Annotated in this window: 27 protein-coding genes and 1 pseudogene; 15 read left to right on the top strand and 13 right to left on the bottom strand. The window is 56.6% G+C overall.

What is annotated here, in order from left to right:
* The first annotated feature begins 87 nt into the window (after window positions 1-87).
* Window positions 88-279, top strand: a complete 192-nt coding sequence (locus tag ASF13_RS04055; protein ID WP_056232869.1) for a hypothetical protein — start codon at window positions 88-90, stop codon at window positions 277-279.
* Complete coding sequence (locus ASF13_RS04050; RefSeq protein WP_056232867.1) at window positions 279-620, top strand: hypothetical protein; 342 nt, start codon at window positions 279-281, stop codon at window positions 618-620. The genes ASF13_RS04055 and ASF13_RS04050 overlap by 1 nt, the downstream gene beginning before the upstream one ends.
* Window positions 621-733: 113 nt before the next feature.
* On the opposite strand, the gene ASF13_RS04045 is transcribed toward ASF13_RS04050, so the two are convergent.
* The 9 genes from ASF13_RS04045 to rluE all read right to left on the bottom strand — a co-directional run bounded on the left by ASF13_RS04045 (window position 734) and on the right by rluE (window position 9,365).
* Window positions 734-1,393 (bottom strand): O-methyltransferase, encoded by a 660-nt coding sequence (locus tag ASF13_RS04045; protein ID WP_056232865.1) that lies wholly within the window; start codon window positions 1,391-1,393, stop codon window positions 734-736.
* 4 nt (window positions 1,394-1,397) lie between these two features.
* Window positions 1,398-2,525, bottom strand: coding sequence for a cupin domain-containing protein (locus ASF13_RS04040; protein WP_056232863.1), 1,128 nt, complete (start codon window positions 2,523-2,525; stop codon window positions 1,398-1,400).
* 146 nt (window positions 2,526-2,671) lie between these two features.
* Entirely contained in the window at window positions 2,672-4,132 is a 1,461-nt protein-coding gene (gene phoQ, locus ASF13_RS04035) for a two-component system sensor histidine kinase PhoQ (RefSeq protein ID WP_056232861.1), read from the bottom strand.
* A 4-nt stretch (window positions 4,133-4,136) separates the two neighbouring features.
* Entirely contained in the window at window positions 4,137-4,805 is a 669-nt protein-coding gene (gene phoP / locus ASF13_RS04030) for a two-component system response regulator PhoP (RefSeq protein WP_056232859.1), read from the bottom strand.
* Window positions 4,806-4,921: 116 nt separating this feature from the next.
* The gene (gene purB / locus ASF13_RS04025) at window positions 4,922-6,292 is read right to left on the bottom strand and encodes an adenylosuccinate lyase (protein WP_056232857.1); all 1,371 of its coding nucleotides are present in this window, start codon (window positions 6,290-6,292) and stop codon (window positions 4,922-4,924) included.
* A 29-nt stretch (window positions 6,293-6,321) separates the two neighbouring features.
* Window positions 6,322-6,966 (bottom strand): high frequency lysogenization protein HflD, encoded by a 645-nt coding sequence (hflD, locus tag ASF13_RS04020; RefSeq protein WP_056232854.1) that lies wholly within the window; start codon window positions 6,964-6,966, stop codon window positions 6,322-6,324.
* A 43-nt stretch (window positions 6,967-7,009) separates the two neighbouring features.
* On the bottom strand, window positions 7,010-8,128 hold the full coding sequence (gene mnmA / locus ASF13_RS04015; protein ID WP_056232852.1) for a tRNA 2-thiouridine(34) synthase MnmA: 1,119 nt from the start codon (window positions 8,126-8,128) through the stop codon (window positions 7,010-7,012).
* 67 nt (window positions 8,129-8,195) lie between these two features.
* Window positions 8,196-8,669 (bottom strand): NUDIX domain-containing protein, encoded by a 474-nt coding sequence (locus ASF13_RS04010; RefSeq protein ID WP_056232851.1) that lies wholly within the window; start codon window positions 8,667-8,669, stop codon window positions 8,196-8,198.
* Between the two features lie 39 nt (window positions 8,670-8,708).
* A complete protein-coding gene (rluE, locus tag ASF13_RS04005; RefSeq protein WP_056232849.1) occupies window positions 8,709-9,365 on the bottom strand; it encodes a 23S rRNA pseudouridine(2457) synthase RluE in 657 nt (218 codons plus the stop codon).
* Between the two features lie 101 nt (window positions 9,366-9,466).
* On the opposite strand from rluE, the gene icd reads away from it, so the two are divergent.
* From icd to ASF13_RS03980, 5 genes are all read left to right on the top strand, one after another.
* A complete protein-coding gene (gene icd / locus ASF13_RS04000) occupies window positions 9,467-10,717 on the top strand; it encodes an NADP-dependent isocitrate dehydrogenase (protein WP_056232847.1) in 1,251 nt (416 codons plus the stop codon).
* A gap of 106 nt (window positions 10,718-10,823) precedes the next feature.
* On the top strand, window positions 10,824-11,426 hold the full coding sequence (locus tag ASF13_RS03995; protein ID WP_056233451.1) for a LysE family translocator: 603 nt from the start codon (window positions 10,824-10,826) through the stop codon (window positions 11,424-11,426).
* Between the two features lie 268 nt (window positions 11,427-11,694).
* The gene (locus ASF13_RS03990; protein WP_056232846.1) at window positions 11,695-12,006 is read left to right on the top strand and encodes a hypothetical protein; all 312 of its coding nucleotides are present in this window, start codon (window positions 11,695-11,697) and stop codon (window positions 12,004-12,006) included.
* 345 nt (window positions 12,007-12,351) lie between these two features.
* Entirely contained in the window at window positions 12,352-13,326 is a 975-nt protein-coding gene (locus ASF13_RS03985) for an Abi family protein (RefSeq protein WP_235514944.1), read from the top strand.
* 354 nt (window positions 13,327-13,680) lie between these two features.
* Window positions 13,681-14,034, top strand: coding sequence for a hypothetical protein (locus tag ASF13_RS03980; protein ID WP_056232844.1), 354 nt, complete (start codon window positions 13,681-13,683; stop codon window positions 14,032-14,034).
* Here ASF13_RS03980 and ASF13_RS03975 read toward each other — a convergent pair.
* Window positions 13,997-14,305 (bottom strand): YkgJ family cysteine cluster protein, encoded by a 309-nt coding sequence (locus ASF13_RS03975; RefSeq protein ID WP_056232842.1) that lies wholly within the window; start codon window positions 14,303-14,305, stop codon window positions 13,997-13,999. The genes ASF13_RS03980 and ASF13_RS03975 overlap by 38 nt on opposite strands.
* Before the next feature lie 473 nt (window positions 14,306-14,778).
* Between ASF13_RS03975 and ASF13_RS03970 the strand changes: the two genes are divergently transcribed.
* From ASF13_RS03970 to ASF13_RS03950, 6 genes and pseudogenes are all read left to right on the top strand, one after another.
* Entirely contained in the window at window positions 14,779-15,240 is a 462-nt protein-coding gene (locus tag ASF13_RS03970) for a PTS sugar transporter subunit IIA (protein WP_056232840.1), read from the top strand.
* Window positions 15,237-15,560, top strand: coding sequence for a PTS fructose transporter subunit IIB (locus tag ASF13_RS03965; protein ID WP_056232838.1), 324 nt, complete (start codon window positions 15,237-15,239; stop codon window positions 15,558-15,560). The genes ASF13_RS03970 and ASF13_RS03965 overlap by 4 nt, the downstream gene beginning before the upstream one ends.
* A gap of 13 nt (window positions 15,561-15,573) precedes the next feature.
* The gene (locus tag ASF13_RS24630) at window positions 15,574-16,419 is read left to right on the top strand and encodes a PTS fructose transporter subunit IIC (RefSeq protein ID WP_162237178.1); all 846 of its coding nucleotides are present in this window, start codon (window positions 15,574-15,576) and stop codon (window positions 16,417-16,419) included.
* Between the two features lie 12 nt (window positions 16,420-16,431).
* Entirely contained in the window at window positions 16,432-17,592 is a 1,161-nt protein-coding gene (locus tag ASF13_RS23970; RefSeq protein ID WP_233209015.1) for a PTS sugar transporter subunit IIA, read from the top strand.
* Window positions 17,593-17,660: 68 nt separating this feature from the next.
* Window positions 17,661-18,329 (top strand): annotated as a pseudogene (locus tag ASF13_RS03955) (carbohydrate porin); the annotation flags it as partial.
* A 293-nt stretch (window positions 18,330-18,622) separates the two neighbouring features.
* Window positions 18,623-19,069: a hypothetical protein gene (locus ASF13_RS03950; protein WP_056232837.1), complete on the top strand. Its 447-nt coding sequence runs from the start codon at window positions 18,623-18,625 to the stop codon at window positions 19,067-19,069.
* Between the two features lie 781 nt (window positions 19,070-19,850).
* Here ASF13_RS03950 and ASF13_RS03945 read toward each other — a convergent pair.
* Both ASF13_RS03945 and ldcA read right to left on the bottom strand, forming a co-directional pair.
* Complete coding sequence (locus ASF13_RS03945) at window positions 19,851-20,096, bottom strand: DinI-like family protein (RefSeq protein ID WP_056232835.1); 246 nt, start codon at window positions 20,094-20,096, stop codon at window positions 19,851-19,853.
* Window positions 20,097-20,208: 112 nt separating this feature from the next.
* Window positions 20,209-21,138, bottom strand: coding sequence for a muramoyltetrapeptide carboxypeptidase (gene ldcA, locus ASF13_RS03940; RefSeq protein ID WP_056232833.1), 930 nt, complete (start codon window positions 21,136-21,138; stop codon window positions 20,209-20,211).
* A gap of 283 nt (window positions 21,139-21,421) precedes the next feature.
* On the opposite strand from ldcA, the gene emtA reads away from it, so the two are divergent.
* Entirely contained in the window at window positions 21,422-22,057 is a 636-nt protein-coding gene (emtA, locus tag ASF13_RS03935) for a membrane-bound lytic murein transglycosylase EmtA (RefSeq protein ID WP_233209014.1), read from the top strand.
* Between the two features lie 9 nt (window positions 22,058-22,066).
* On the opposite strand, the gene ASF13_RS03930 is transcribed toward emtA, so the two are convergent.
* Window positions 22,067-22,804 carry a flagellar brake protein gene (locus ASF13_RS03930; RefSeq protein WP_056232831.1) on the bottom strand — a complete coding sequence of 246 codons (738 nt, stop codon included), beginning with the start codon at window positions 22,802-22,804 and terminating at the stop codon, window positions 22,067-22,069.
* A gap of 209 nt (window positions 22,805-23,013) precedes the next feature.
* Here ASF13_RS03930 and ASF13_RS03925 point away from each other — a divergent pair, with 209 nt between their 5' ends.
* Window positions 23,014-23,262 carry a GlsB/YeaQ/YmgE family stress response membrane protein gene (locus ASF13_RS03925; protein WP_056232829.1) on the top strand — a complete coding sequence of 83 codons (249 nt, stop codon included), beginning with the start codon at window positions 23,014-23,016 and terminating at the stop codon, window positions 23,260-23,262.
* Window positions 23,263-23,397: the final 135 nt, after the last annotated feature.

Below are 23,397 nucleotides of genomic sequence, written 5' to 3'. Positions count from 1 at the left end.
CGATTTTAATTTCTGTTCACCGCGTTATTATTTTCTGCGTTGCAGCGATTCTGCTGTTTATTACGGAAATAACTAAGAGAGGTGAGCATGGATTTCAGTTTAATTACCTTGTTGAAAGCCACATTCGGCGGGGCGGGCTGGGGGTTTGGCCTGTCCGGATTTGTCCCGCTGATTGCACCTTCGGTTGAGCTGACCACCCACGTCATGTACAGCGGGGCAGCCTGGGGCGCTGCCGTGCTGGCATCGTTGTATATTTTTGCCGCCTGGAAGTCCCGGTAATGCAGCCTGCCTGGTACTTCCCGCACGATCACCAGCAGCTGTGCCACTTCTATATAGTGATATGTGTAAGTTATCTGGTGATGCATGTTGTCTGGGACTGGCGGTCAGATAAAACGCCGCCATTCTCATTCAGCACACTGAAGAACAAAGCTGAACAGGTATTCTCCAGCGTAACGCTGGCCTCCAGCCTGTTCTATATCGTGGTGCTGCTTGACTTAACCAATCCGCTGCGCGATACCGATCTGTTTATCTTTTCAATGATTTTCAGCGCCCTCTGCGGCGTGCTGGTATCGCTGGCTATGATGGTGCCTTATGCTAACCGGTACCAGTCCAGGCCCTGATTAAATTTTTTTTTTGGTACCCGTATTCACGCGTGAATTCATCCTGGCACTCAAAGTGATAAACGAAGTTGTGTTGCCTCTCATCTAACGGAAATTCATATTTATACAGCGCGTTACTTCACCCGCGCCAGCACAAAGCCATCCCAGCCCTTTTCGCCCACGGTTTGCAGCGCGGTAGCCTCCAGCCGCGGATCGTTGCCGATCAGCCGCAGGAAGTCGCGTACGCCCTGAATATTCCAGTCGGTGGTGTCGCCGTCGGCGACTTTGCCGTTGCGCACCACGTTATCACCAATAATCAGCGTGCCCGGCCGGGAGTATTTAAGCGCCCACTCCAGGTAGGCGGGGTTATTCTGCTTATCGGCATCAATAAACACCAGATCGAAGGGCGCAGACGAGGCCAGCTGCGGCAGGCTCTCCAGCGCCGGGCCGACCAGCACGGTGACCCGATCGGCCAGCCCGGCGCGGCGGATATTCTCCACCGCTACCGCCGCGTGGTGCGGCTGAAACTCCAGCGTAAACACCTGACCGTCTTCCGGCAGCGCCTTCGCCAGCCACAGCGTGCTGTAGCCGCCGAGGGTGCCGATCTCCAGAACCCGCTTTGCGCCGATCATTCTGGCGAACAGGTTGAGCAGCTTGCCCTGGTTCGGCGCCACGTCGATGGCGGGCAGGCCCGCCGCCTGGTTGGCCGCCAGCGCCGCGCTGAGCCCGTCATCCTGCGGCAGCAGCGTTTCCACCAGCCAGCCGTCGACCTGCGCCCAGCGCTCGCGGTTCATCGCCTTACTCCTCGTCGCCGAAATACCAGTAGCCGCTGTTGACCAGCGCCGCCAGCTGGGCGAGGAACGACGGGTCGTCCAGCGCGTCGCCAAACTGCGCCTGGCCCAGGGTCAGCTGATTAGCCAGCGCGGTCAGCGCGGCGCGGTGCGGCGAATCAAGCTGTTCACCGTTGATAAACACCGCCTCGCCGATTGACACCACGCGCAGTCCGCCCAGGCGGGTCAGCTCGTCGCCCTGCTGCAGCGCGTCGTAGATCTCATCCGGCTGGTAAGGCGGCTCCGGCGGTGCGATATCCAGTTCGTGGCGCGACTGCGAGATAAACTCACCAAACCACTGGTTAAACTGACCCGGCTGGTCGATGACGTTAAGCATCATCTGGCGGATGCCTTCCAGCTCGGACGGCAGGATCTCCGCCGGGTTTTCGCGCGGCTGCACGTCCGGATCGCTGAAGCGGTGGCTGCCCAGCTCGCGGGAGAGCACATGGTCGGCAAAGCCGCTGATCAGCTCACGGCCGCTCGGCGCACGGAAGCCAACGGAGTAGTTAATCGCGCTCTCCAGCGAGTAGCCTTCGTGCGGGAACCCCGGTGGAATATAGAGGATATCGCCCGGCTCCATCTCTTCATCGATAATGGCGTCGAACGGCTCGACCTGCAGCAGGTCCGGGTGCGGACAGTGCTGTTTCAGCTCGGCTTTTTCACCCACGCGCCAGCGGCGGCGGCCGGTGCCCTGGATAATAAATACGTCGTACTGGTCGAAATGCGGGCCGACGCCGCCGCCGGGCACCGAGAAGGAGATCATCAGGTCGTCGGTACGCCAGTCGGGCAGGAAGCGGAACGGGCGCATCAGCGCGGCAGACGGCGCGTGCCAGTGGTCAACGGCCTGCACCAGCAGTGACCAGTTGTTCTCACCCAGGTGGTCGTAGCTCTGAAACGGGCCGTGAGCCACCTGCCATTTGCCCTCGTCATGGCTGACCAGCCGGCTGTCGACTTCATTTTCCATCGCCAGCCCGGCCAGTTCGTCCGGGGAGATCGGATCAACAAAGTTTTTAAAACCACGTTTCAGTACCACCGGGCGTTTTTGCCAGTAGCGCTGAATAAATTCGGGCCAGTTAAGGTCGAGCTGATAATCCATGATAATTTCCTGAAACGGCTGAGTGCAGCGGCAATGTGCAAAGAGTATAACAGGGCAGGGCAGCCGGGGGGTAATGTCATCAGCAGGTGGGGATTAACGCTGGGTGCATCGGCGGCCGTTCCTGTCAGGCCGCCGCTGTCCGAGGACTAAGGGATGCCGTGCAGCACTTCCTGACGGCGGAAAATGACCTCCATCCTCGCGCCGCCGAGCGGGCTTTCATGGGCGCTGATTTCGCCGCTGTACTGTTCAAGGATCTCACGCGCCAGCCCCAGCCCCAGCCCCTGGCCGGGGCGCAGGGTGTCGGCACGCTGGCCGCGTATAAACACCAGGTCACGTTTGCTTTCCGGGATGCCCGGCCCGTCGTCTTCGACGATCAGCAGCAGCGAATTCTCGGTAAGATGGGCGCTGATCTCAACAAACTCCAGGCAATATTTACAGGCGTTATCCAGCACGTTGCCCATCACTTCCATAAAATCATTCTGCTCGCCGACGAACACCAGTTCGGGCGAGATATCCAGCGTCAGCACCACGCCCTTACGCTGGTAGACCTTATTCAGCGCCGAACACAGCCCGTCGAGCAGCGCCGGTACCGAGTGCAGATCGCGCTTCAGCGCGTGGTGGTCGGCCTGCATGCTGGCGCGGTGCAGGTAGTAGCCGATCTGCTGCGAGATGCGGCTGATCTGCTCCAGCATAATCGGCTCGGCCTGCTCCACCGACAGATTTCTGCCGTTGCGCAGCGAGCGCAGGGTGGTTTGCAGTACCGCCAGCGGCGTTTTCAGGCTGTGGGTCAGGTCACTGAGGGTGGTGCGATAGCGGGTGTAGCGCTGGCGCTCGTTGTCCAGCAGCAGGTTGAGGTTACGGACCAGGCTTTTCAGCTCCTGCGGGGGGGCCGGGTCGAGCGCGTCGCGGGTGCCGTTCTCCAGCTCATGCACCTGGCGGGCCAGCGCGCCAATTGGCCGCAGGCTCCAGTGCGCCGCCAGCCACAGCAGAGGAATAATCAGCAGCAGGTTGGCCAGCAGTACGTAGCTGAACCACGACCAGACCACGTCGGAGTGCTGCAGCTCCTGCGGAATGGAGTCGACCACCACAATGGTCAGCGGCGGCAGGTTGGCGCTGGCCTCGTAGCGGTTGACCGCCACCGAGTGGGTAAAGGTGTCGTTGCCATCATCGTCGTAGGCGGTCAGTTTATTCTGCGCGTCGCGGTCGTTGCCCAGCACTTCGCGGCTGGTTCGGTTATTGGTATCGATTTCGTAGAAGTCTGATTTATCCAGCCATTCGGGGCGGATTTTGCTGCTGATATCCGGCACGTCACGCTGCTGCCACAGCAGCTTGCCGTTTCTGTCATAGATAAACACCAGCGCCGGAAAGTTGAGCGTCATCCGCTCGGGCTGCACGATGCTCAGCCGGCCGTCCTGCCACTGTGCGAGGGTAAAGAACAGGTTGCTTTCGCTGCGCAGGACACGGTAGGTGTTTTTATCGAAGTTGACCACGTAGCCGACCACGGCGACCATGCCGTAAGAGAGGGACATGATCAGCACCACCGCCGCGGTGGCCAGCAGGAAACGGAACCGCAGCGACAGCGGCTTTTTGCGCCAGAACAGGTTCATCGGGTTACAGGTCGAAGCGGTAGCCCTGACCGCGTACCGTGGTGATCACTTCCGCGCTGTGCTCGGCCTGAATTTTCTTACGCAGGCGGCCCATTAATACGTCGATGGTGTGGCTCTCGCGCAGCTCGGCGTCCGGGTAGAGCTGCAGCATCAGCGAATCTTTACTGACCACTTTACCGGCGTTGCGGATCAGCGTTTCGATAATGGTGTACTCAAAGGCAGTCAGTTTGATCTGGTTTTCATTGACCGTCAGCTCACGGCGGGAGAGGTCGATCTGGAACGGGGCCAGGGTAATAATCTGTGACGCCAGCCCGCTGTTGCGGCGCATCAGCGCCTGCATCCGTGCGACCACCTCTTCAATATGAAAGGGTTTGGTAACGTAATCATCGGCCCCGGCTTCCAGCGCCTCGACTTTGGCCTGCCAGCCGTCACGGGCGGTGAGCACCAGAATCGGCTGGCGTACGTCTTCACTGCGCCAGCGGCGGATCAGCGCCATGCCGTCTTCATCCGGCAGCCCGAGATCGACCAGGGTAATATCCGGCGTGTGCTCACTGAGAAAATAATCCGCCTCTTTGGCATCTTCGGCCGCATCCACCTGGTGCCCCATATCCCGCAGCTGTACCGCCAGGTGATGACGCAGTAGTTGATTATCTTCCACCACTAACACTCGCATAGCTCTTTCCTTTAGAAACGACGTCGCTGTTCACCAGCATAAACCGGGAACAGTATAGGTGAAAGGGGGTAAACAGCAGATTAACGCGGGCCGCTAAACACGGCCCGCAGGGGAAATTACTTCAGATCGTCAACCATCTGAATCGCGCGGCCAAGGTAGTTAGCCGGGGTCATCTGCTTCAGGCGGGTTTTTTCATCTTCCGGCAGCGCCAGGCCGTCGATAAACGCCTTCATGCCTTCGGCGTCCACGCGCTTGCCACGGGTCAGCTCTTTCAGCTTCTCGTACGGCTTCTCAATGCCGTAACGACGCATCACGGTCTGGATCGGCTCGGCCAGCACTTCCCAGTTGCTGTCCAGCTCGGCCAGCAGGCGGTCGCGGTTCACTTCCAGCTTGGAGATGCCTTTCAGGGTGGCCTGGTAAGCGATCAGCGCGTAGCCGACGCCGACGCCGAGGTTGCGTAGCACGGTGGAGTCGGTCAGGTCACGCTGCCAGCGGGAAACCGGCAGTTTGCTGGCCAGATGCTGCATCACGGCGTTGGCCAGGCCGAGGTTGCCTTCGGAGTTTTCGAAGTCAATCGGGTTAACCTTATGCGGCATGGTGGAAGAACCGATTTCGCCGGCGATGGTTTTCTGCTTAAAGTGGTTCAGTGCGATATAGCCCCACACGTCGCGATCGAAGTCGATCAGGATGGTGTTAAAGCGCGCCATGCAGTCAAACAGCTCGGCAATGTAGTCGTGCGGCTCGATCTGGGTGGTGTACGGGTTCCAGGTAATGCCCAGCGAGGTGACAAACTCTTCGCTCAGCTGGTGCCAGTCTACTTCAGGATACGCGGCGATGTGGGCGTTATAGTTGCCGACCGCACCGTTGATTTTACCCAGCACCTCGATGCGCTCCAGCTGACGCAGCTGGCGTTCGAAGCGGTAGGCGACGTTGGCCATCTCTTTACCGAGGGTGGACGGGGTGGCAGGCTGACCGTGGGTACGGGAGAGCAGCGGGATATCACGGTACTGCACAGCCAGATCCTTGACTGCGGCGATGATCTTGTTCCAGTACGGCACGATCACCTCGCGACGTGCCGTTTCCAGCATCAGCGCGTGCGACAGGTTGTTAATGTCTTCTGAGGTACAGGCGAAGTGGATAAATTCTGACACCGCATGCAGGGAAGGTACGCTCTCCACTTTCTCCTTGAGGAAGTATTCAACCGCTTTCACATCATGGTTGGTGGTGCGCTCGATAGTTTTAATCCGCGCGGCGTCTTCTTCGCTGAAGCTGCTGACGATTGCATCAAGGTAAGCGTTTGCGTCGGCGTCAAATGCAGGAACTTCCCTGATCTCTGCGCAGGTCGCCAGCTTCTGTAACCAGCGAACTTCAACCTCAACGCGGAACTTCAGCAGGCCGAACTCGCTGAAAATGCCGCGCAGGGGGCTGACTTTGTCGCCGTAACGGCCATCAACGGGTGAGACGGCGGTCAGAGAGGATAATTCCATTGGTGCAACTCCTGGATCGGTTGTAAACATCAGGTTGGGGTCCCGTTCAGGCGGGCCAGAATCGCTTTCGCCTCGTTAACAAGACGGCCACGGGAAAACATCAGCTGCAGGCGGCCACCGCCAACCTGCTGCCACAGCACCGCCGAGCGGATACCCGCCAGCAGTGCCGCACGAACTTTACTCTGCACCTGCGAATTCTGCAGCACGGCCGGTGAACCGGTGACCTGAATACGCGGGCCGAGCGGGCTGATCACATCAACGTAGATGCCGGCCATGGCGCTAATCAGCGTATCCGACTCCAGATCGTAATGCGCCAGCTGGCGGTCAAGCTGCGCGATGCGGCTGGAGAGCTCGTTAAGCGCGGTTTTACTGGCGCTGAGCTTGCGCTCCAGCACCATCATGCTCAGCGTGTAGCGCGTCAGCTCGGCGCCCAGCCCCTGGCGGCTGTTGCTGTTCAGCACCGCCAGCAGCGTCTCCAGGCCAAACTGCAGGTTGGCCTCGTCATTGCCAAACACCGCCAGCGTGGAGGACGGGTTCAGATCCAGCAGGCTGTTCAGTGACACTTTCAGCGCCTCCGGCGGGCAGCTGCCCTGATGGGCCAGCTGCTGTACCAGATGCGCCGACTGACCGATGCCGGCCAGTGCCAGGGTAATATCATAAAAATTCTTTGCCACGGTGGCTCCTGTTATCGTCCCGCGTCGTGCGGGAGGCCCGGCTTTATGCAGTAACCAGCGGCAGACGCTGTTCAATAATACCGCCGCCGAGGCAGACGTCATCCAGATAAAACACCGCGGACTGGCCCGGCGTCACCGCAGCCACCGGCAAATCAAAACGCACCTCAATGCGCTCATCGTCCAGCGGCGTGACGGTGCAGGGGATATCTTCCTGACGATAGCGGGTTTTCACCACGCAGCGCAGCGGGGCGGTAAGCGGCGTGCGATCCACCCAGTGCAGCTGCTGGGCAACAAGGCCGACCGACATCAGGCGCGGGTGATCGTGGCCCTGAGCCACCACCAGCACGTTGTTCGCCACGTCTTTATCCACCACGTACCACGGCTCCTCGCCGTGATCTTTGGTGCCGCCAATGCCTAAGCCTTTGCGCTGGCCGAGGGTGTGGTACATCAGCCCCTGGTGCTGACCGACGGTATCACCGGCTACGGAGACAATCGGGCCGGGCTGCGCGGGCAGATAGCGACGCAGGAACTCGGTGAACTTGCGCTCGCCGATGAAACAGATGCCGGTGGAGTCTTTTTTCTTTGCGGTGACCAGCTCCAGCTGTTCTGCAATGCGGCGCACTTCCGGCTTCGGCAGATCGCCGACCGGGAACAGGCTCTGCGCGATCTGGTCGCTGCCCAGCGTGTAGAGGAAGTAACTCTGGTCTTTATTGCCGTCCAGCCCGCGCAGCAGCTGACTTTTTCCGTCAACGTCATGGCGGCGCACGTAGTGGCCGGTGGCGATATAGTCCGCGCCAAGGTCTTCGGCTGCAAACTCCAGGAAGGCTTTAAATTTGATCTCTTTATTGCACAGGATATCCGGGTTAGGCGTGCGTCCGGCCTTGTACTCTTCAAGGAAGTGCTCGAAGACGTTGTCCCAGTATTCGGCGGCGAAGTTGATGGTGTGCAGATGGATCCCTAACCTGTCACACACCGCCTGTGCGTCAGCCAGGTCGGTGGCTGCCGTGCAGTACTCTTCGCCATCGTCCTCCTCCCAGTTTTTCATAAACAGGCCTTCGACCTGATAACCCTGCTGCATCAGCAGCCAGGCAGAAACGGAGGAGTCCACGCCGCCGGACATCCCGACGATCACTTTTTTCTGGCTGTTCATACTGTTCGACATTTAATACCCAACCTGAGGTTTTAAGGAGCCGTTAAAGGCGGCTCTGATAAAATTGCGGCATATTCTATCATGCGTTGCTGGCGCGCGCATCCTCGCTAAACGGCCACTGAAAGGCGCTGAGCAGGGCCAGCGGATGACGGGTTCCCTGCTGGTAAATACGCAGGCTTTCCGCCACCAGTGGCGATCGCAGCTTCTTCGAGGTGAGGATCTCCTCCGGCGGCAGCCACCAGCAGCGGTCGATATCTTTATCCTGTGGGTAGGTCTCGACCATCGCCAGGAGATCCAGGCTGAACAGGAAACGCAGGAACGGCGTATTATCCGGCGCGATCCACTGATGCATCGCCAGAAAGGCCTGCGGAACGGCATCAATGCCGGTCTCTTCCGACAGCTCACGCACGGCGGCCTGTAACAGCGTTTCGTTGGCCTCCAGATGCCCGGCGGGCTGGTTCAGCGTGGCGCGGCCGCGCACCCGCTCTTCCACCACCAGGAACTGGCCTTCGGCCTGTACGACGGTGGCGACGGTAACGTGGGGTTTAAACATTTCAGGCTCCGGTTGCTGCGCGCCAGGGGGCGGTCAGCGTTAAATTTGGTCGGTAATATCGCGCCACTCGCCGGGTGCCAGCCCCTGTAACTGCAGCGCGCCCATTGAGAAGCGAATCAGGCGCAGGGTCGGGAAACCGATATGGGCGGTCATTCGCCGCACCTGGCGGTTACGCCCCTCAGACAACGTGATTTTTAGCCAGCAGGTGGGAATCGCCTTCCGCTCACGGATCGGCGGATTGCGCGGCCACAGCCACGCCGGTTCGGCCACCAGCTCCACGCCGGCGGGCAGGGTAGGGCCATCGTTCAGCACCACGCCGCTGCGCAGCGCCTGCAGATCGCTCTCCGCCGGCTCGCCCTCCACCTGCACATAATAAATTTTGCCGGTGCGCTTACCGGGCTGGGTCAGCTGCGCCTGCAGCGCGCCGTCGTTGGTCAGCACCATCAGCCCTTCGCTGTCGCGATCCAGCCGCCCGGCGGCATAGATCCCCGGCTGCGGAACATAATCCTTCAGCGTGCGCCGCCCGGCTTCGTCGCTGAACTGCGGCAGCACATCAAAGGGTTTGTTAAACAGCACCACGCAGCGGGGCCCTTTGGGGGCAGCCGGGCGGCGCTGTGGCGGGCTGGAGCGTTTAACGCGGTGATTAGCAACAGAAGTTTTTCGCATGGTCTTTGCACTTGAGAACAATAGGCGCATTATACCTCAATCTTCAGAGGATTGGCGCAGAGTCAATATTCGAGTAGTATTGACGCGCATCTTACAAGTCATTAACAAAAAAGCGCTCGAAGGAGAGGTTGATGGAAAGCAAAGTAGTTGTTCCGGCGGAAGGTCAGAAAATCACCCTGGATCAGGGAAAACTGAACGTACCTAACAATCCAATCATCCCGTTTATTGAAGGTGATGGCATTGGGGTAGACGTTTCCCCGGTGATGATCAAAGTTGTCGACGCCGCCGTGAAGAAAGCTTACAACGGTGAGCGTAAAATCTCCTGGATGGAAATTTACACCGGTGAGAAATCCGTAGAGCTGTACGGTCAGGACGTCTGGCTGCCGGAAGAGACCCTCGAACTGATTAAAGAGTATCGCGTGGCCATCAAAGGCCCACTGACCACCCCGGTCGGCGGCGGTATTCGCTCCCTGAACGTGGCCCTGCGCCAGCAGTTAGACCTCTACATCTGCCTGCGTCCGGTGCGTTACTACACCGGCACCCCAAGCCCGGTAAAACGCCCACAGGATACCGATATGGTGATCTTCCGCGAAAACGCCGAAGACATCTATGCCGGTATCGAGTGGAAAGCGGGTACGCCGGAAGCCGAGAAAGTGATCAAGTTCCTGCGCGAAGAGATGGGCGTGAAGAAAATTCGCTTCCCTGAGCAGTGCGGTATCGGCGTTAAGCCGTGTTCAGAAGAAGGCACCAAGCGCCTGGTACGTGCGGCGATCGAATATGCGATCACCAACGACCGTGACTCAGTGACCCTGGTTCACAAAGGCAACATCATGAAGTTCACCGAAGGTGCCTTCAAGGACTGGGGCTATGAACTGGCGCGTCAGGAGTTCGGCGGCGAGCTGATCGACGGCGGCCCGTGGGTGAAAATCAAGAACCCGAACAACGGCAAAGAGATCGTGATTAAAGACGTGATCGCCGACGCCTTCCTGCAGCAGATCCTGCTGCGTCCGGCCGAGTACGACGTGATCGCCTGTATGAACCTGAACGGCGACTACATCTCTGACGCCCTGGCTGCACAGGTTGGCGGTATCGGTATCGCTCCTGGCGCCAACATCGGTGACGAGTGCGCGCTGTTCGAAGCCACCCACGGTACCGCACCTAAGTACGCGGGCCAGGATAAAGTGAACCCAGGTTCCGTGATCCTGTCCGCTGAAATGATGCTGCGTCACCTGGGCTGGTTCGAAGCCGCAGACCTGATCATCAAAGGCATGGAAGGCGCGATCGCTGCCAAGACCGTGACCTACGACTTCGAACGTCTGATGGACGGCGCTAAGCTGCTGAAATCTTCAGAGTTTGGCGATGCAATGATTTCTCACATGTAACACTGTGAGTGAATGATTGTGAAAGCGGGGGCCCTGGTGGCCCCCGTTTTTTTGCCTGAAAAAACTTACCGCAAAACTCTTCCCCAGAACGGGCTAAATGGAGCATATGGACATCAATCTGACCGGCTTTATTCCAGCACTATTGCCCGTTGCACTCTCTCCCGGCGCAAGCTTCACGCTTGTTATGAGCAGCGCACTGGCCGGTGGACGCAGCGGACTTTGCAGAACCCTTGCCGGCACAGCATTGGGTATCTACACCCATGCGCTGTTGATCGGACTCGGCATAACTGCCGTGATTGTCTCGTCTCCGGCGGTCTATGGTTTTCTGAAAATTGCGGGAACCCTCTATCTTCTTTGGTTAGGGATGATGCTCATCCGTAGTGGCCTGGATGCCAGGCCCACTCAACTCAAAAAAAGCCTGTCTGCAGTTACGGTAAAAGAGGCGTGGCTTGCCAACGTTCTGAATCCTAAAGCCATCATTTTCTATCTGACCGTTGTCTCCCAGTTTGCCGGTAAGCAGGGTGGCGTTGGCAATTACCTGACCTTAGCCTCCGTGCACGTGCTGGTTATGAGCGTCTGGCTTATCGTTATCAGCTACACCCTGATTTTTTCAGCAAAAAGGAGCAATCCATCCCGGTTAAAAAAATACGTCAACACCTGCGGAGGGGGGCTGCTGGTCATTTTTACCCTTCACAACTTTATTGAATAACTCCTGGCAGGTTAGTGAGCGAATTAAATAAAACCTGAGTCAGCCCAAATCCGCAATCTGCTTTTAAATCTGCGGTGATCCCTCAACAGCCTTCATGCTAAACAGTCTCTGTGATCCAAATCAGTGGGGAGTCGCTGCCCCGTGGCGGGGATTTCGAGGGCGTGAGCGGGCTGGAGCTCGTGCGGGCAGGGGACAGTACTGCAAAAAATACACAAATGGTCCTCATAGTGATAGGGTTAACTCTTTGCCACAAAGAGAGGAAAAGCTAATGATTGTAAGGACCTGGCACGGATGTGTTCCGCTTAAACATGCTGAAGGTTTTGCCAGACACCTGGAAAAGACAGGGGTAAAACATTCAGAAAGCATCCCCGGCAACAAAGGTGCATATGTCCGCAGGGAAACCCAGGGCGGCTGGGAGCATTTCTTCCTGGCGACTTACTGGCAGGATCTGCAGTCGGTGAAAGCCTTTGCCGGAGAAAACTATCATGTGGCGGTGACCTACCCGGACGATGAAGAGTTCGAGCTGCTCTCCGACCCGTATGTTTTCCAGCATGAAGTGGGAGCCGTCACCCCCCTTTAGCCTCTTTTACGTGCCAGCCTTTCGGTTGGCATGAGTTGCCGTACATGGAAAGAGGAGACTCACTTTGGGGATTGGGTGCGCTGCCAGGATTGAATTCCGGAGTGTTGGCAATGCGCGGCTATGGATCGCAAAGTCACCCTGATACAGCGAAGTGAAGGTACGGTGTGAGTGGTACGGTACTGGGCAGATAAACCGTTCTGACCTGTATGCAAAAAGGACATTTTTAAGTGATAAAACTATTGACGCATTACGCAGAAAGAATACTATAGGTCTTAATGATGCCTGCAACGACCCCTCGGGGAAGTTAGTGGGCTTTTTTTTTGCTTTTTCAGGGATGATACCGCTATGCCGACAACCCTTTACAACAAGCCCTATCGAACACCTGCCGATTTGGTTAAAGACCTGAAGCGTAAACAGCTTCAATTTCTTGATGAAGCTGAAGCAGAAATGACGCTGAGTCAGATTAGCTATTACCATTTCAAAATCTACCTTCATCCCCTGTTAGATCCGGCCAGCCCTGGCGGTAAAAAATACAGGCAGGGTGAATATTTTGAATACGGTCTGGAGCTATACAGGTTCGACGAAAAGCTCCGGGTGTTACTGTTTGGCGTGATTGCGCGGCTGGAAGTTAAGCTGAGAAGCAGACTCGATCATGCTTTATCATCCCACTCAAACAATCCATTCTGGTATCTGGATGACACCTATTTTTTCACAAAACAAGGTTCCGGGAAAATTGACGGTGTACGCGTAAAAATACAGACAGACTTCAGTTACGAAAAAGAGTTATACGCAAGAAATTACCGCAGCAAGTACCATAACAACATCCATAATCAGTTTTCGGATCTTCCTCCCTTCTGGATAGCCAGCGAATTAATTACCATTGGCAGCTTATTCAGGATATTTGAGAATATTGATTTTTCATATTTCAAAAAACTGGCTACACCTGATAATTTAATACTGGATAATCTGGCGAAAGAGTTTGGTGCGAATGACTTTAAGGCGCTGACAAACTGGGTTCAACGTCTGCGAGACGTCAGAAACAGGTGCGCACATCATAGCCGCCTGTGGAATGCCAAACTTGCTGCGCCGAGTCAGATAGCCGGTGAGTTGAGCATAACTACTACACACCAGTATCGACCTTATCTGACCATCTGTGTGATGCACAAAATGATCAGGTCGCTTGGTTTAACGGGGATCGAGCTGAAGGGGGAAGTACAGCGCCTTTTTGCACGCAGCCCCGCGGCACATGGCCGATACCGGTTTCCCCCAGGGTTGGGAAACGGAACCATTCTGGAATTAAAGACGATTGTTTCCAATTGATTGAATACCTTCCGATGAAAAAGACAGCTCTCGGATTTCATAAGTAAACAGCATATACGGTCACAAAATTTCCAAAATTCTGTTTTAAGAATGATGGACTGGAAACTCCGTCTTTGGCACCTGGCTGCCTGATTTATTATTTTTCTAGTCGGCCAGTTACGAGGAACGAGAATTCCCAATTGCTTCCCCATTTATAGCGCATATAAATCAACATGAGGCAGGTTAGTGGTAACGGAATTACTTACGCCTTTCTAAGTCGGCTAATGCATATTTTCCTCGTTCCACTACTGACGGCGATATGTCGGAAGCCAGAACTTTTGCCAGTCTGAATGCTTCTTCACCAATAAAATCATATTGCTGGAGGATACCAACGTCACCGCCAAAAAACTGGACAGAACGCTGCATCAGCTGACGTACAGCAAAAACTTCCATCCAAAGGCGGTGATTTTTGGTCAGTTCTATGCGATGGGTGCAGCTGAAAGCGAGAAGCAGCTGTATCGTCAGGTGATTAAGGATTTTGCCGTGCGGGTGAGTTATCCCGTCTACTATTACCCGGTATTCGGCCACGGTGAAACCAATAGACCGTTTATTCTCGCCCGGCGGGCGGAGATTTTATGCCGTACCGGTTATCTGTTGTGCAGCCTGACGCAAGCGCCGGTTGTAAGCGGCTTCAGCGATACACCGTCGCCATCCCCTGGCGTTCGGTGATGCACTCGTCGGCACCCATTTCGAATTCCCGGCAGATCAGCGGGCGGTTTTCGTAAATGGTGCACATCATGGTGTTGCGGTCCAGCGCCGCACACCAGCCATCGTCCAGCCGCAGCATCACTTCACTGTCCCAGTCATCGTAATCGATAAACCGTTTCGGCACCCCGGTATCGGTGATCAGCATCACCTCCAGCTGGCAGCAGCAGGCGGCGCAGGTGGAACAGGTGACGGCGGGCGTATCCGCAAGCTGGGTAACGGGGATAGTGTTCATAGTCGCGATATGCGTTTTACCTGAGGGCCCGCGTCGTATCGACGTGGCCGTTAAATGAGTGACCGATAAAGGAGGGGCATTTTGTCAAACGCTGCCGCTTTGTCAATCGTCGCTGTACTATCCCTGTGCCGCCTGTACCGCGTGTGTTGCCATATTCTGACGCTCTGAAGCCCTGATGCACAGGGATCGGCGTACGCTCCCTGCCTGCAATGGCGAATAAAAGCCCTGTGGGCATCACTAAAAATCCCTCCGCTTCACAGTTTTTATATTAAAAATCAGCGGTAAGGGTGGATTGAAAACCCGGCCGCTATCACAAAACGTCCACATTATTTGAATTACCTCACTGTTTGCCCCCCGATCAATAAGCCATTTCCACCTTCGGCTGGAAACCCGCTGTCTGTACCCCGCCGTCAGCCGGTTTAGACTGAGATTCGACTTCACAATAACCGACACGCGCAAAGGGATGCCGCCTTATGTTAATTGCACGAGAGAACATTTTTCTGAACCAGGCCTTCACCAGTAAGCAGGAGATATTTCGCTTTCTGGCGGGCCATGCGGTGGCGCAGGGCTGGGCGGAAAGCGCCGCCGCGATTGAGGCCGACCTGTGGCAGCGCGAGCAGCAGTACTCCACCGGGTTTGAAAATCAGATCGCCATTCCCCACGCCAAAACCGCCAACGTCAGCCAGGCCGGGGTGATCTTTATTCGCCTGGCGCAGCCGATTGAGTGGGAAAGCCTCGATGACCAGCCGGTACAAATTATCTTCGGCTTACTGGTGCCGGAATCCGGGGCGAAGGTTTTACATCTGCAGATCATTAACAGCCTGGCCAGCCAGATCGTTGAGGATGATTTTCGGCAGTTTCTGTTCATTGCAGAAAGCGAAAACGCGCTGTTCGAATTTATGAAATCACGCATTGCCATTGAGGAAGACGCATGAATATTGTCGGAGTGACTTCCTGTATTGCCGGACTGGCGCATACGCCGATGGCGGCAAAATCGCTGGAGAAAGAGGGCAGCAAACTGGGGCATCAGATCAAAATAGAGCAGCAGGGGGCGATGGGCATCCTGAATAAAATTACCCCGCAGGAGGTGGCCGCAGCCGATTTTGTGCTTATCGCCGCCGACCGCTCCATTGAAGAGGAGGAGCGCTTCGCCGGGAAAGTGATTATCCGGGTGAAAATCGGCCAGTGCGTCGGCCATGCGGCCGAGGTGATCGCCAAATGCGTGACGGCGGTTGCCGCCCGTCAGCAATCATAAATCAGGTGCCGCAATGAAAAAAATAATGGTCGATATCAAGAACCATCTGATGACCGGGATCTCCTTCGCCCTGCCGGTCATTATTGCCGGTTCGCTGATGGTGGCGGTGGCGAAAATTATCGGCCTGGCCTTCGGTGCCGCCGATCTCAATGCCTTTGCCGAACAGGACGGGTTGAGCCACTGGCTGCACCTGACCCAGGAGACCGGTTTTAAAATCATCGGCCTGATGAACTACGTGCTGGGTGCCTACGTGGCCTACTCCATCGCCGGGAAAAAAGGGCTGGCCGCCGGTTTTACCGCCGGGCTGATCGCCTCGCTGACCGGCTCCGGTTTTCTCGGCGCGGCGCTGGGTGGGCTGCTGGCCGGTTACTCCTCTGAGTGGGTTTCACGCAAAGTGCAGATCACCGGGTCTGCGGCCACCTCGGTGCCGCTGATTATTCTGCCGTTTATCACCGTCGGGCTGCAGGTGCTGGTAATGCTGCTGCTGCTGGGCGACGTCTTAAGCTGGCTGAACACCTCGCTGATGGCCTGGGTGCAGCAGATGACCGAAGACGGCACCAGCACGGTGCTGCTGGCGGTGGTGCTGGGCGGCATGATCTGCTTTGACCTCGGCGGCCCGGTCAATAAGGCCGCGTGGGGCACCGGCAATGTGCTGTTCCTCAGCGGCGTCTATATGCCGGCGATCCTCGTCAACGTGGCGATCATTATTCCCCCGCTAGGTTACGCGGCGGCGCGCTTCCTGCGCCCCGGCAACTTCAGCCAGACGCTGAAAGAGGCGGGCAACGGCTCGGTGATTATGGGCATTCTCGGCATCTCGGAAGGGGCGATCCCCTTCACCCTGAAAAATCCGGCGCGTTGAATCCCGCTTAACGTGCTGGCCGGTGCGCTGGGTGCGATGACGGTGGCGCTGCTGAAAGCCTACCCGATTATGCCGCCGCTGGGCGGACTGTACGGCGGTTTTACCGTCGGCAACGCCTGCCTGTACGTGGCCGAACAGGCGGTGATGAATCATTTTCTCAGCTACATCAGCAGCGCCTGGTTTTGTGAGCTGAACTATGACGATCTGTCGCGGGAAAACCTGCTCAGACACATTACCGCGATGCGTATTCGGGTGAATTTCGGCATAACCATTATCAATCCGCTGATTGAACAGATTAAACGCCACTACCCGCTGATTTATGAAATGACGCTGGCGGCGTTCAGCGAGCTGGATCTGTGGTTCAGCGGGCCGATCAGCGACGACGAGATCGGTTATCTGGTGATGCATATCGGGGCCATTCTGGAGGAGACGCAGTCGAGGGACGCGCAGCACCCGGTCACCGCGCTGCTGGTCAGCGATCAGGGAGACGCCGCCACCCGGCTGGTGTGCCAGAAGATTATCCGTATGTACCCGAACATTCTGATTAATCGCTGCCTCTCTGTGGCCCGCTATCAGCAGCTGGCGCAGGTGGAGGAGGACCTGGTGCTAACGCTGGCGAAAGTGGAAGAGAAGCACCCGCGAACCATCAGCCTGTCACCGCTGCCCGATCGCGGCCAGCTGGAGAGCATTAAGCCGCTGCTGTCCGTGGCCAGACCGTCGCCGGAGGCGATGAGCAACTGGTTCCCGGCGGCACATTTCACCATCATTCGCGATGCGGACTACGACAAAGCCGCGCTGATTGCCATGATGGCCGGGCAGCTGCAGAGCAGTGGCCGGGTGGATGCCAGCTACGCGGATTCGGTAATGGAGCGTGAGGCGCGCGCCTCGACGCTGCTGGATGATAAAATTGCCATCCCCCATCCGATGGGGCTGGTGGCGCTCAGTACGGTGGTGGCGGTGGCGATATTCCCGCAGGGCATCGAATGGGATGAGGGCAAAGTTGTCAGGCTGGTCTTTATGCTGGCCATCAGCGGGGATGCGTTTGCCGACAGTATGCTGATCTATGATTACCTGACCAATATTCTGGATGATGACGTGATTGATAAATTAAGTCAGTCAGACAGCCATAACGATTTTATTCTGCGCTCGGAGAACTATTTTTTACAGGCTTAACCCGAATAAACGGGTTAAGCGGGATATCTGTGGGTATGTAGTTAATCTAAAATAATAATGGAGTTAACATGAATATCAGAAATTACCTCTGTGTATTAACCCTGTTCAGCGTTCCGGCCGTGGCGGGGATCACCTTTGATACACCGGAGGGCAGCCTTAAATTATACGGTGACGTTGAATTTAACGTCGATGCCGCCAGCCGCACCGGGCAGTTAACTTCGCTGCGTACCAGCGCCGGTAAAGACTGGAAAGCCGGTGATGCGGAGCGCTGGGACGTAAACGGGCGCATCCTGATTGGCCTGGACGGCTACCGGCTGATGGAAAACCGCAACTTTGCCGGTTTTACCGTGCAGCCGCTGGCCGACCTGACCGGCTCAATGAACCTCGATGATGCCGCGTTCTTCTTTGGCAGAGAGCAGGACTGGAAATTCAAAGTGGGCCGCTATGAAGCCTATGATATGTTCCCGCTGAATCAGGATACGCTGATTGAGTACTCGGGTAACACTGCCAATAACCTCTATAACGACGGCTACGGCTACATTTATATGATGAAAGAGGGGCGCGGCCGCAGCAGCTCCGGCGGTGCCGTGCAGCTCAGCAAACAGAGCGGCCCGTTCTGGTTTGAAGTCAATGCGCAGGCAAGCGACGGCACCACGCTGTTCCAGGAAAGGAACTATCACGGCAACGCGCTGGATAATAAAAAGAACACCATTTACCTGCGCCCGTCGGTGGTGATCGACAGCAACGGCACGGAAGCGGCAAACCTGGCTTAGCGTCTGCCCCATATGGCTCTTAATGCCCACCTGCCCACCAGGCGCGTAGCGGATGCGGGGGTCGCCAGCCGTAAGTGTACGCTCTGTGATCCCGGACAGAAAATAATACCGACATCAGACAGTTATCTGCTGTTAACACCACACAATTTAACATTCTGATGTAAACTGTTAACAAGCGGGGCGCAAAAATCCCGCTGGCAGTTCTCCCAGGCATGGATCTCAGCCTGGCATTATCGTCTGGTCATCAAGGGGGTTATATGACACAACGTTTAGGCGATCTGTTCCAGGAAATCAAAGACCGGATTGCGAAAGTTCGCGGCCTGACTAACGCCGAGGATGTTGAGCCGGATGACCGGATAAAAATTCACAACCGCGCCTTCCTGCTGTTCTCCCTCGACTGTCTGCTGGACGAATACCGCACTAAAAATGCGTCTCTTTATTCTGCGCTGAGAGGGAGGGATGCGCTGCACCATCTGTTACTGAAAAAGTATGGCTGGACGCTATACGAGATCCGTTCGCTGACGCTGGCCGACAGCCTGTTTGCCATTCAGGATGAGCTGGTGTTCGACAAGCTGCCGCAGGCGGTACAGGGCTACCTTAAAGAGAATCACTGGGATAAGTTCAGCAGCACCTTTGACGATCTGACCGATCAGGAGTGGGACCCGATGCTGGGTAACGGCCACTTCGATCTGACCCAGCGTTAAACGCCCGGCGGCCGACCCGGTCCCCTGGCTGGCCGCCATTGCGTTGCCTTTACCCGTTGGGCAACGCAATACTGACGACCGAAAGACCGAAAGACCGAAAGACCGAAAGACCGAAAGACCGAAAGACCGAAAGACCGAACGACCGAACGACAAAAAAACATGACGTAAGCACGTGAGCACGTGAGTACGTCATTATGTCAGATGCCGCACAGTTTGCCCTCAGGTTGACGCCGGGTGCCGGTGACAAAGCCGTTCCAGCAGCATACCGGATAGACAGGCTCCGATAATCACCAGAAACCCCATAAGTGGTCCACCTGCCAGCAGCAGGGTGCAGAGTATGGCAGCATTCATTTTGTCTGTTCTTCTTATTGAAAGTGACTAACATCGCCATGTTGGCTCCTGCCGGCAGCCGGTGCAATGCGCAGGATCAAAATTCGCGAGACGATTCGCAGTTAATCAGCATCAGGTGGATTTCCTCAAAATATTAATAGACTTAATACATTCACCTCTGAATGTAATGCGCTACATTACGTTGAAAAAAAACCATTTCCGGCGGGTTCAATGCGCTAATTTCTTGATGTAAGGGCATGGGGCGGGAAAATGACAGATAAGAACAGCAGGTTTTCAGGACAAAAAAAAAGCCCGCTAAGAGCTTTGCTGCGGGCCAACACCAGGGAAATCGATTAGAAATAATAATAAGACTTATCTCAGGTAATGCAACTCAAAAGCGTCGCATCCCTGTGTAAATTTGTGCAAATTTTGTTATGCCGCTCTGCGGCAATCAGTAAGACTCCGACACCAGCCACTGATCGGCCTCGTCAAACATCTCTTCAATAATCCGCATCAGCACGGCTTTGTCGCTTTTACTGACGTCGGTTTTGACGCCGTTCGCCTGCATCGCTTTGACTTTGACCTCCATTTCCGGAAACACGCGCTGCACGCGTTTTTCCAGTTCGTTGCGAATCAACTCCCCGGCGTTGGCCAGCCCGGCAACGTTGCGCTTGTCATAAATCAGTTCAACAAACATCTCTGCTCCTTACGATTTTTATCTGTATAAAAATACAGGTATCCGTCGGGGGGTTCAACAGGATTTATCAGTCGTGGCATGGTTTTGCGGCGCGTAACGATAAAAATTGTCACTAACGCAGCTGCGGATAGTCCGACAGGGTCAGTGCGGCGTGGCCGTCGCTAACGGCCAGCCTGCCGTGCGCGCCCAGCGGCAGCGTCACCGTATCGGCGGCATGCCCAAAGGCCAGCCCGCTGACCACCGGCAGGCCGGTCAGATCGCGGATCAGCTGCCAGACGTCAGGGAAATCGTAGCCGCCGTCATAATCACTCAGCGTCGCACCGGTGAAACTGCCGGTGATGATCGCCTGTTGCCGCGCCAGCACGCCGCTGCGCAGCAGCTGCAGCAGCATACGTTCGGTGCGGAACGGGTGCTCATTAATGTCTTCGATCACCAGAATCCCGCCATCAATCGCGGGCAGATACGGCGTACCGACCAGCGAGGCGATCATCGCCAGGTTTCCGCCCCACACGGTGCCGCTGGCGTTAACCTCCCCTGCCGCCTCGCTGGTCTGCCAGTCGAGGGTGAAGCTTTCGCTGCTCAGCGCCTGCCAGAAGCACGCAAGCGTAAAGTCATTAAGGGTTTCCGGCCCAAAGTTGGCGGCCAGCATCGGCCCGCTAAAGCTTTTTACCCCGCACTGTGCCAGCAGCGCGAGCTGGATGGCGGTGAAGTCGCTGTGGCCGCAAAGCGCCAGCGGCGCGTCGCGCAGTCGTTCTCCGAGAGCGGCATAGTTCAGCCGGGGGAGCAGGCGGCTGGCGCCGTAGCCGCCGCGTACCGCAAGTACGATATCAGGGAGTTCGGCCATGCTGGCCAGCCGGTTGATATCCGCCAGCCGGGTATCGTCGTCGCCGGCAAAGCGCCGGTCGCGGCGCTCAATGACCGCAGTGTTATCGACCCGATGCCCCCAGCCGCGCAGCCGCGCGACGCCAAGACGGGCAGCCGGCTGATTGTGGCAATAGCCGGAAGGGGCGATCAGATGGATGTTGCGCGGAGTGATTGCCATAATGCTTACTTTTCTCCATGCGGGGCGCGCGTGACGCCGCTGTGCGATCGATAAATGATGAACATATCCTGTGGTAGAATCAGCCGCGCCGCGCGCTGCTGAAAATCCACGCGCTCAGAAATGAATCATTTCTCGCCTGTTATGTCCAATCAGAGCGATGATAAACAAAACTTTACGCTAAGTCGTTCACGGCGGCCAATAAATTAAGAATTACGGTAATTCTCAGTTCGTTACGATACCGTAATATGTAGCGCGAAGCGAAAGCGCAGAGGATAAGACAAGCGTGAAAACAAGCGTGAAGACGGTAGCGATAGCCGCTGCCTTACTGCTGGCGGGCTGCGCCAGCGAAACCCCAAAACGAATCGTCAGTCAGCCCTCTTCACCGCTGATTACCACACCGCCGAAACAGTCCACGCAGCCGTGGTCCGGCGTAACCCGCCATACGGCGCATAACTACGGCGTTGACCCGAAGCTGGTGGATGCGATTATTGCGGTGGAGTCCGGCGGCAACCCGACGGTGGTCAGCAAATCGAACGCGGTGGGGCTGATGCAGATCAAAGCCTCGACGGCCGGGCGTGAAGTGTACCGTTCGCAGGGCAAGGGCGGCCAGCCGAGCAAGTCTGAACTGCGCGACCCGGTAAAAAATATCGATATCGGCACCGCCTATTTGCGCATCCTGCAGCAGCAGCAGCTGGCAGGCATCCGTAATCCGGAAACGCTGCGCTATGCCACCATCGTGGCCTACGTTAACGGTGCCGGCGCGCTGCTGCGCACCTTCTCACGCGACCGCGACCGGGCCATTGCGATGATTAACGCCATGAGTCCGGAAGAGTTCACTCGCCACGTGCAGGATAAACATCCGGCGGCGCAGGCACCGCGCTATCTGTGGAAGGTGAACAGCACCTACCGCACCATCTGATCCTCTGCGTTACTGGAAGCGGTTGGCTTTATCCCGGGCCAGCCGCTCCAGCGCAAACACCACCTGCTGCAGCTCTCGCTCCTGGCCCGGTTCCAGCGCCACAAAACGCAGGCTCAGGCGCGGGGTGACGATAGTCTGATTTTTACTGCCGATCACGCTGCGCTGGCTGATAGTGACCAGCTGAGTGTCGATTTCAAAGCGGCCATACTCGCCCATATCCACCCGCAGCTTTTTAATGGTGTCGCCGTCCTGCAGCGTTTCCGGTAACGGACCCTCGGCCAGCGCGCCGATGCCGCCCAGCGACAGATCCTGCAGGCGCAGGCGGCCTTCACCGCTGCCGTCCGGCCAGGGAACATAGCAGTAGAACACCGGCGTCAGCGGGGCATGAACGCGGAAAAACTCGCGGCGCTGGATCATCCACAGCACCTCCGGCAGCGCGGCGGTGAAGGCCGGCAGCCCATCCAGCTCGTCGGCCTGCAGCGCAGGCAGAGCGAACTCCACCTTGGCACCGCGCGTTTCTGCGGTCACGTGTAAATTCTGTGCTTCGCGCGCCAGCTGGTTGTCGTAGTCGTTGCTGCCGTAATCCATCACCACCCGATCGCGATCGGCAGCCAGCAGGCGGGTGATAAACTGCCCGCGGGTGTGGTTGATCATCACCGGGGTCTGGTTTTCCAGCAGTTCGCGCAGGACTGCCAGCACGGCCAGTGGTCCACGTTTCAGGTATTGTTCTTTGTCTTCCTGTTTCACTTGCAACTCCGATAAGTAGCGGACCACGGGCACTCAGCCCAGCGTGGTATATCGGCCATTAAAGCAGAATCTTTACGTTTTTTTTACCTGACGGAGTAAAAATTTCCACAAAAATTCGTGTCTGAAATCACAAGGTTAGAATCTGTGTCCTATACTTTGTTCAGCACAGAACGTGGGTCTTTCTTATTGTGAACGTAAAGGAGCTGTAAATGGGTATTTTGTCCTGGATCATCTTTGGTCTGATCGCCGGTATTCTCGCCAAGTGGATTATGCCGGGTAAAGACGGCGGCGGTTTTATTATTACCGTTATTCTGGGTGTTGTCGGTGCGGTGGTTGGCGGCTGGATCAGTACCTTGTTTGGCTTCGGTAAAGTAGATGGTTTCAACTTCGGCAGCTTTGTGGTGGCGGTGATCGGTGCCATCGTGGTGCTGTGGATCTACCGTAAGGTGCGCAGTTAAAACGCCAGCGTAACCTGACGGTCTAAACAGAAGGGTGGCAGAGATGCCTCCCTTTTTTTACGCCTGTAACCCCGGTTACGGTAAGCATTGCAGATGCAAAGCCGCCATAGCGGACCAGAAGAGGGGGGCAGCGCC

The organism is Erwinia sp. Leaf53, assembly GCF_001422605.1.
Lineage (GTDB): Bacteria > Pseudomonadota > Gammaproteobacteria > Enterobacterales > Enterobacteriaceae > Erwinia.
Note: the sequence above shows the minus strand (reverse complement) of the source record. Positions and strands in the feature narration are given on the sequence as shown.

Coding starts and splice junctions, on each gene's coding strand:
- ASF13_RS04040 (WP_056232863.1), bottom strand. CDS start 2,525: ATGGATTATCAGCTCGACCTTAACTGGCCCGAATTTATTCAGCGCTAC.
- ldcA (WP_056232833.1), bottom strand. CDS start 21,138: ATGGCAATCACTCCGCGCAACATCCATCTGATCGCCCCTTCCGGCTAT.
- ASF13_RS03965 (WP_056232838.1), top strand. CDS start 15,237: ATGAATATTGTCGGAGTGACTTCCTGTATTGCCGGACTGGCGCATACG.
- ASF13_RS03975 (WP_056232842.1), bottom strand. CDS start 14,305: ATGAACACTATCCCCGTTACCCAGCTTGCGGATACGCCCGCCGTCACC.
- mnmA (WP_056232852.1), bottom strand. CDS start 8,128: ATGTCGAACAGTATGAACAGCCAGAAAAAAGTGATCGTCGGGATGTCC.
- ASF13_RS04050 (WP_056232867.1), top strand. CDS start 279: ATGCAGCCTGCCTGGTACTTCCCGCACGATCACCAGCAGCTGTGCCAC.
- ASF13_RS04055 (WP_056232869.1), top strand. CDS start 88: ATGGATTTCAGTTTAATTACCTTGTTGAAAGCCACATTCGGCGGGGCG.
- ASF13_RS03950 (WP_056232837.1), top strand. CDS start 18,623: ATGACACAACGTTTAGGCGATCTGTTCCAGGAAATCAAAGACCGGATT.
- ASF13_RS03995 (WP_056233451.1), top strand. CDS start 10,824: ATGGACATCAATCTGACCGGCTTTATTCCAGCACTATTGCCCGTTGCA.
- phoP (WP_056232859.1), bottom strand. CDS start 4,805: ATGCGAGTGTTAGTGGTGGAAGATAATCAACTACTGCGTCATCACCTG.
- ASF13_RS24630 (WP_162237178.1), top strand. CDS start 15,574: ATGAAAAAAATAATGGTCGATATCAAGAACCATCTGATGACCGGGATC.
- ASF13_RS03945 (WP_056232835.1), bottom strand. CDS start 20,096: ATGTTTGTTGAACTGATTTATGACAAGCGCAACGTTGCCGGGCTGGCC.
- rluE (WP_056232849.1), bottom strand. CDS start 9,365: ATGCGCCTATTGTTCTCAAGTGCAAAGACCATGCGAAAAACTTCTGTT.
- ASF13_RS03925 (WP_056232829.1), top strand. CDS start 23,014: ATGGGTATTTTGTCCTGGATCATCTTTGGTCTGATCGCCGGTATTCTC.
- ASF13_RS03985 (WP_235514944.1), top strand. CDS start 12,352: ATGCCGACAACCCTTTACAACAAGCCCTATCGAACACCTGCCGATTTG.
- icd (WP_056232847.1), top strand. CDS start 9,467: ATGGAAAGCAAAGTAGTTGTTCCGGCGGAAGGTCAGAAAATCACCCTG.
- purB (WP_056232857.1), bottom strand. CDS start 6,292: ATGGAATTATCCTCTCTGACCGCCGTCTCACCCGTTGATGGCCGTTAC.
- ASF13_RS04045 (WP_056232865.1), bottom strand. CDS start 1,393: ATGAACCGCGAGCGCTGGGCGCAGGTCGACGGCTGGCTGGTGGAAACG.
- ASF13_RS03970 (WP_056232840.1), top strand. CDS start 14,779: ATGTTAATTGCACGAGAGAACATTTTTCTGAACCAGGCCTTCACCAGT.
- ASF13_RS04010 (WP_056232851.1), bottom strand. CDS start 8,669: ATGTTTAAACCCCACGTTACCGTCGCCACCGTCGTACAGGCCGAAGGC.
- ASF13_RS03990 (WP_056232846.1), top strand. CDS start 11,695: ATGATTGTAAGGACCTGGCACGGATGTGTTCCGCTTAAACATGCTGAA.
- phoQ (WP_056232861.1), bottom strand. CDS start 4,132: ATGAACCTGTTCTGGCGCAAAAAGCCGCTGTCGCTGCGGTTCCGTTTC.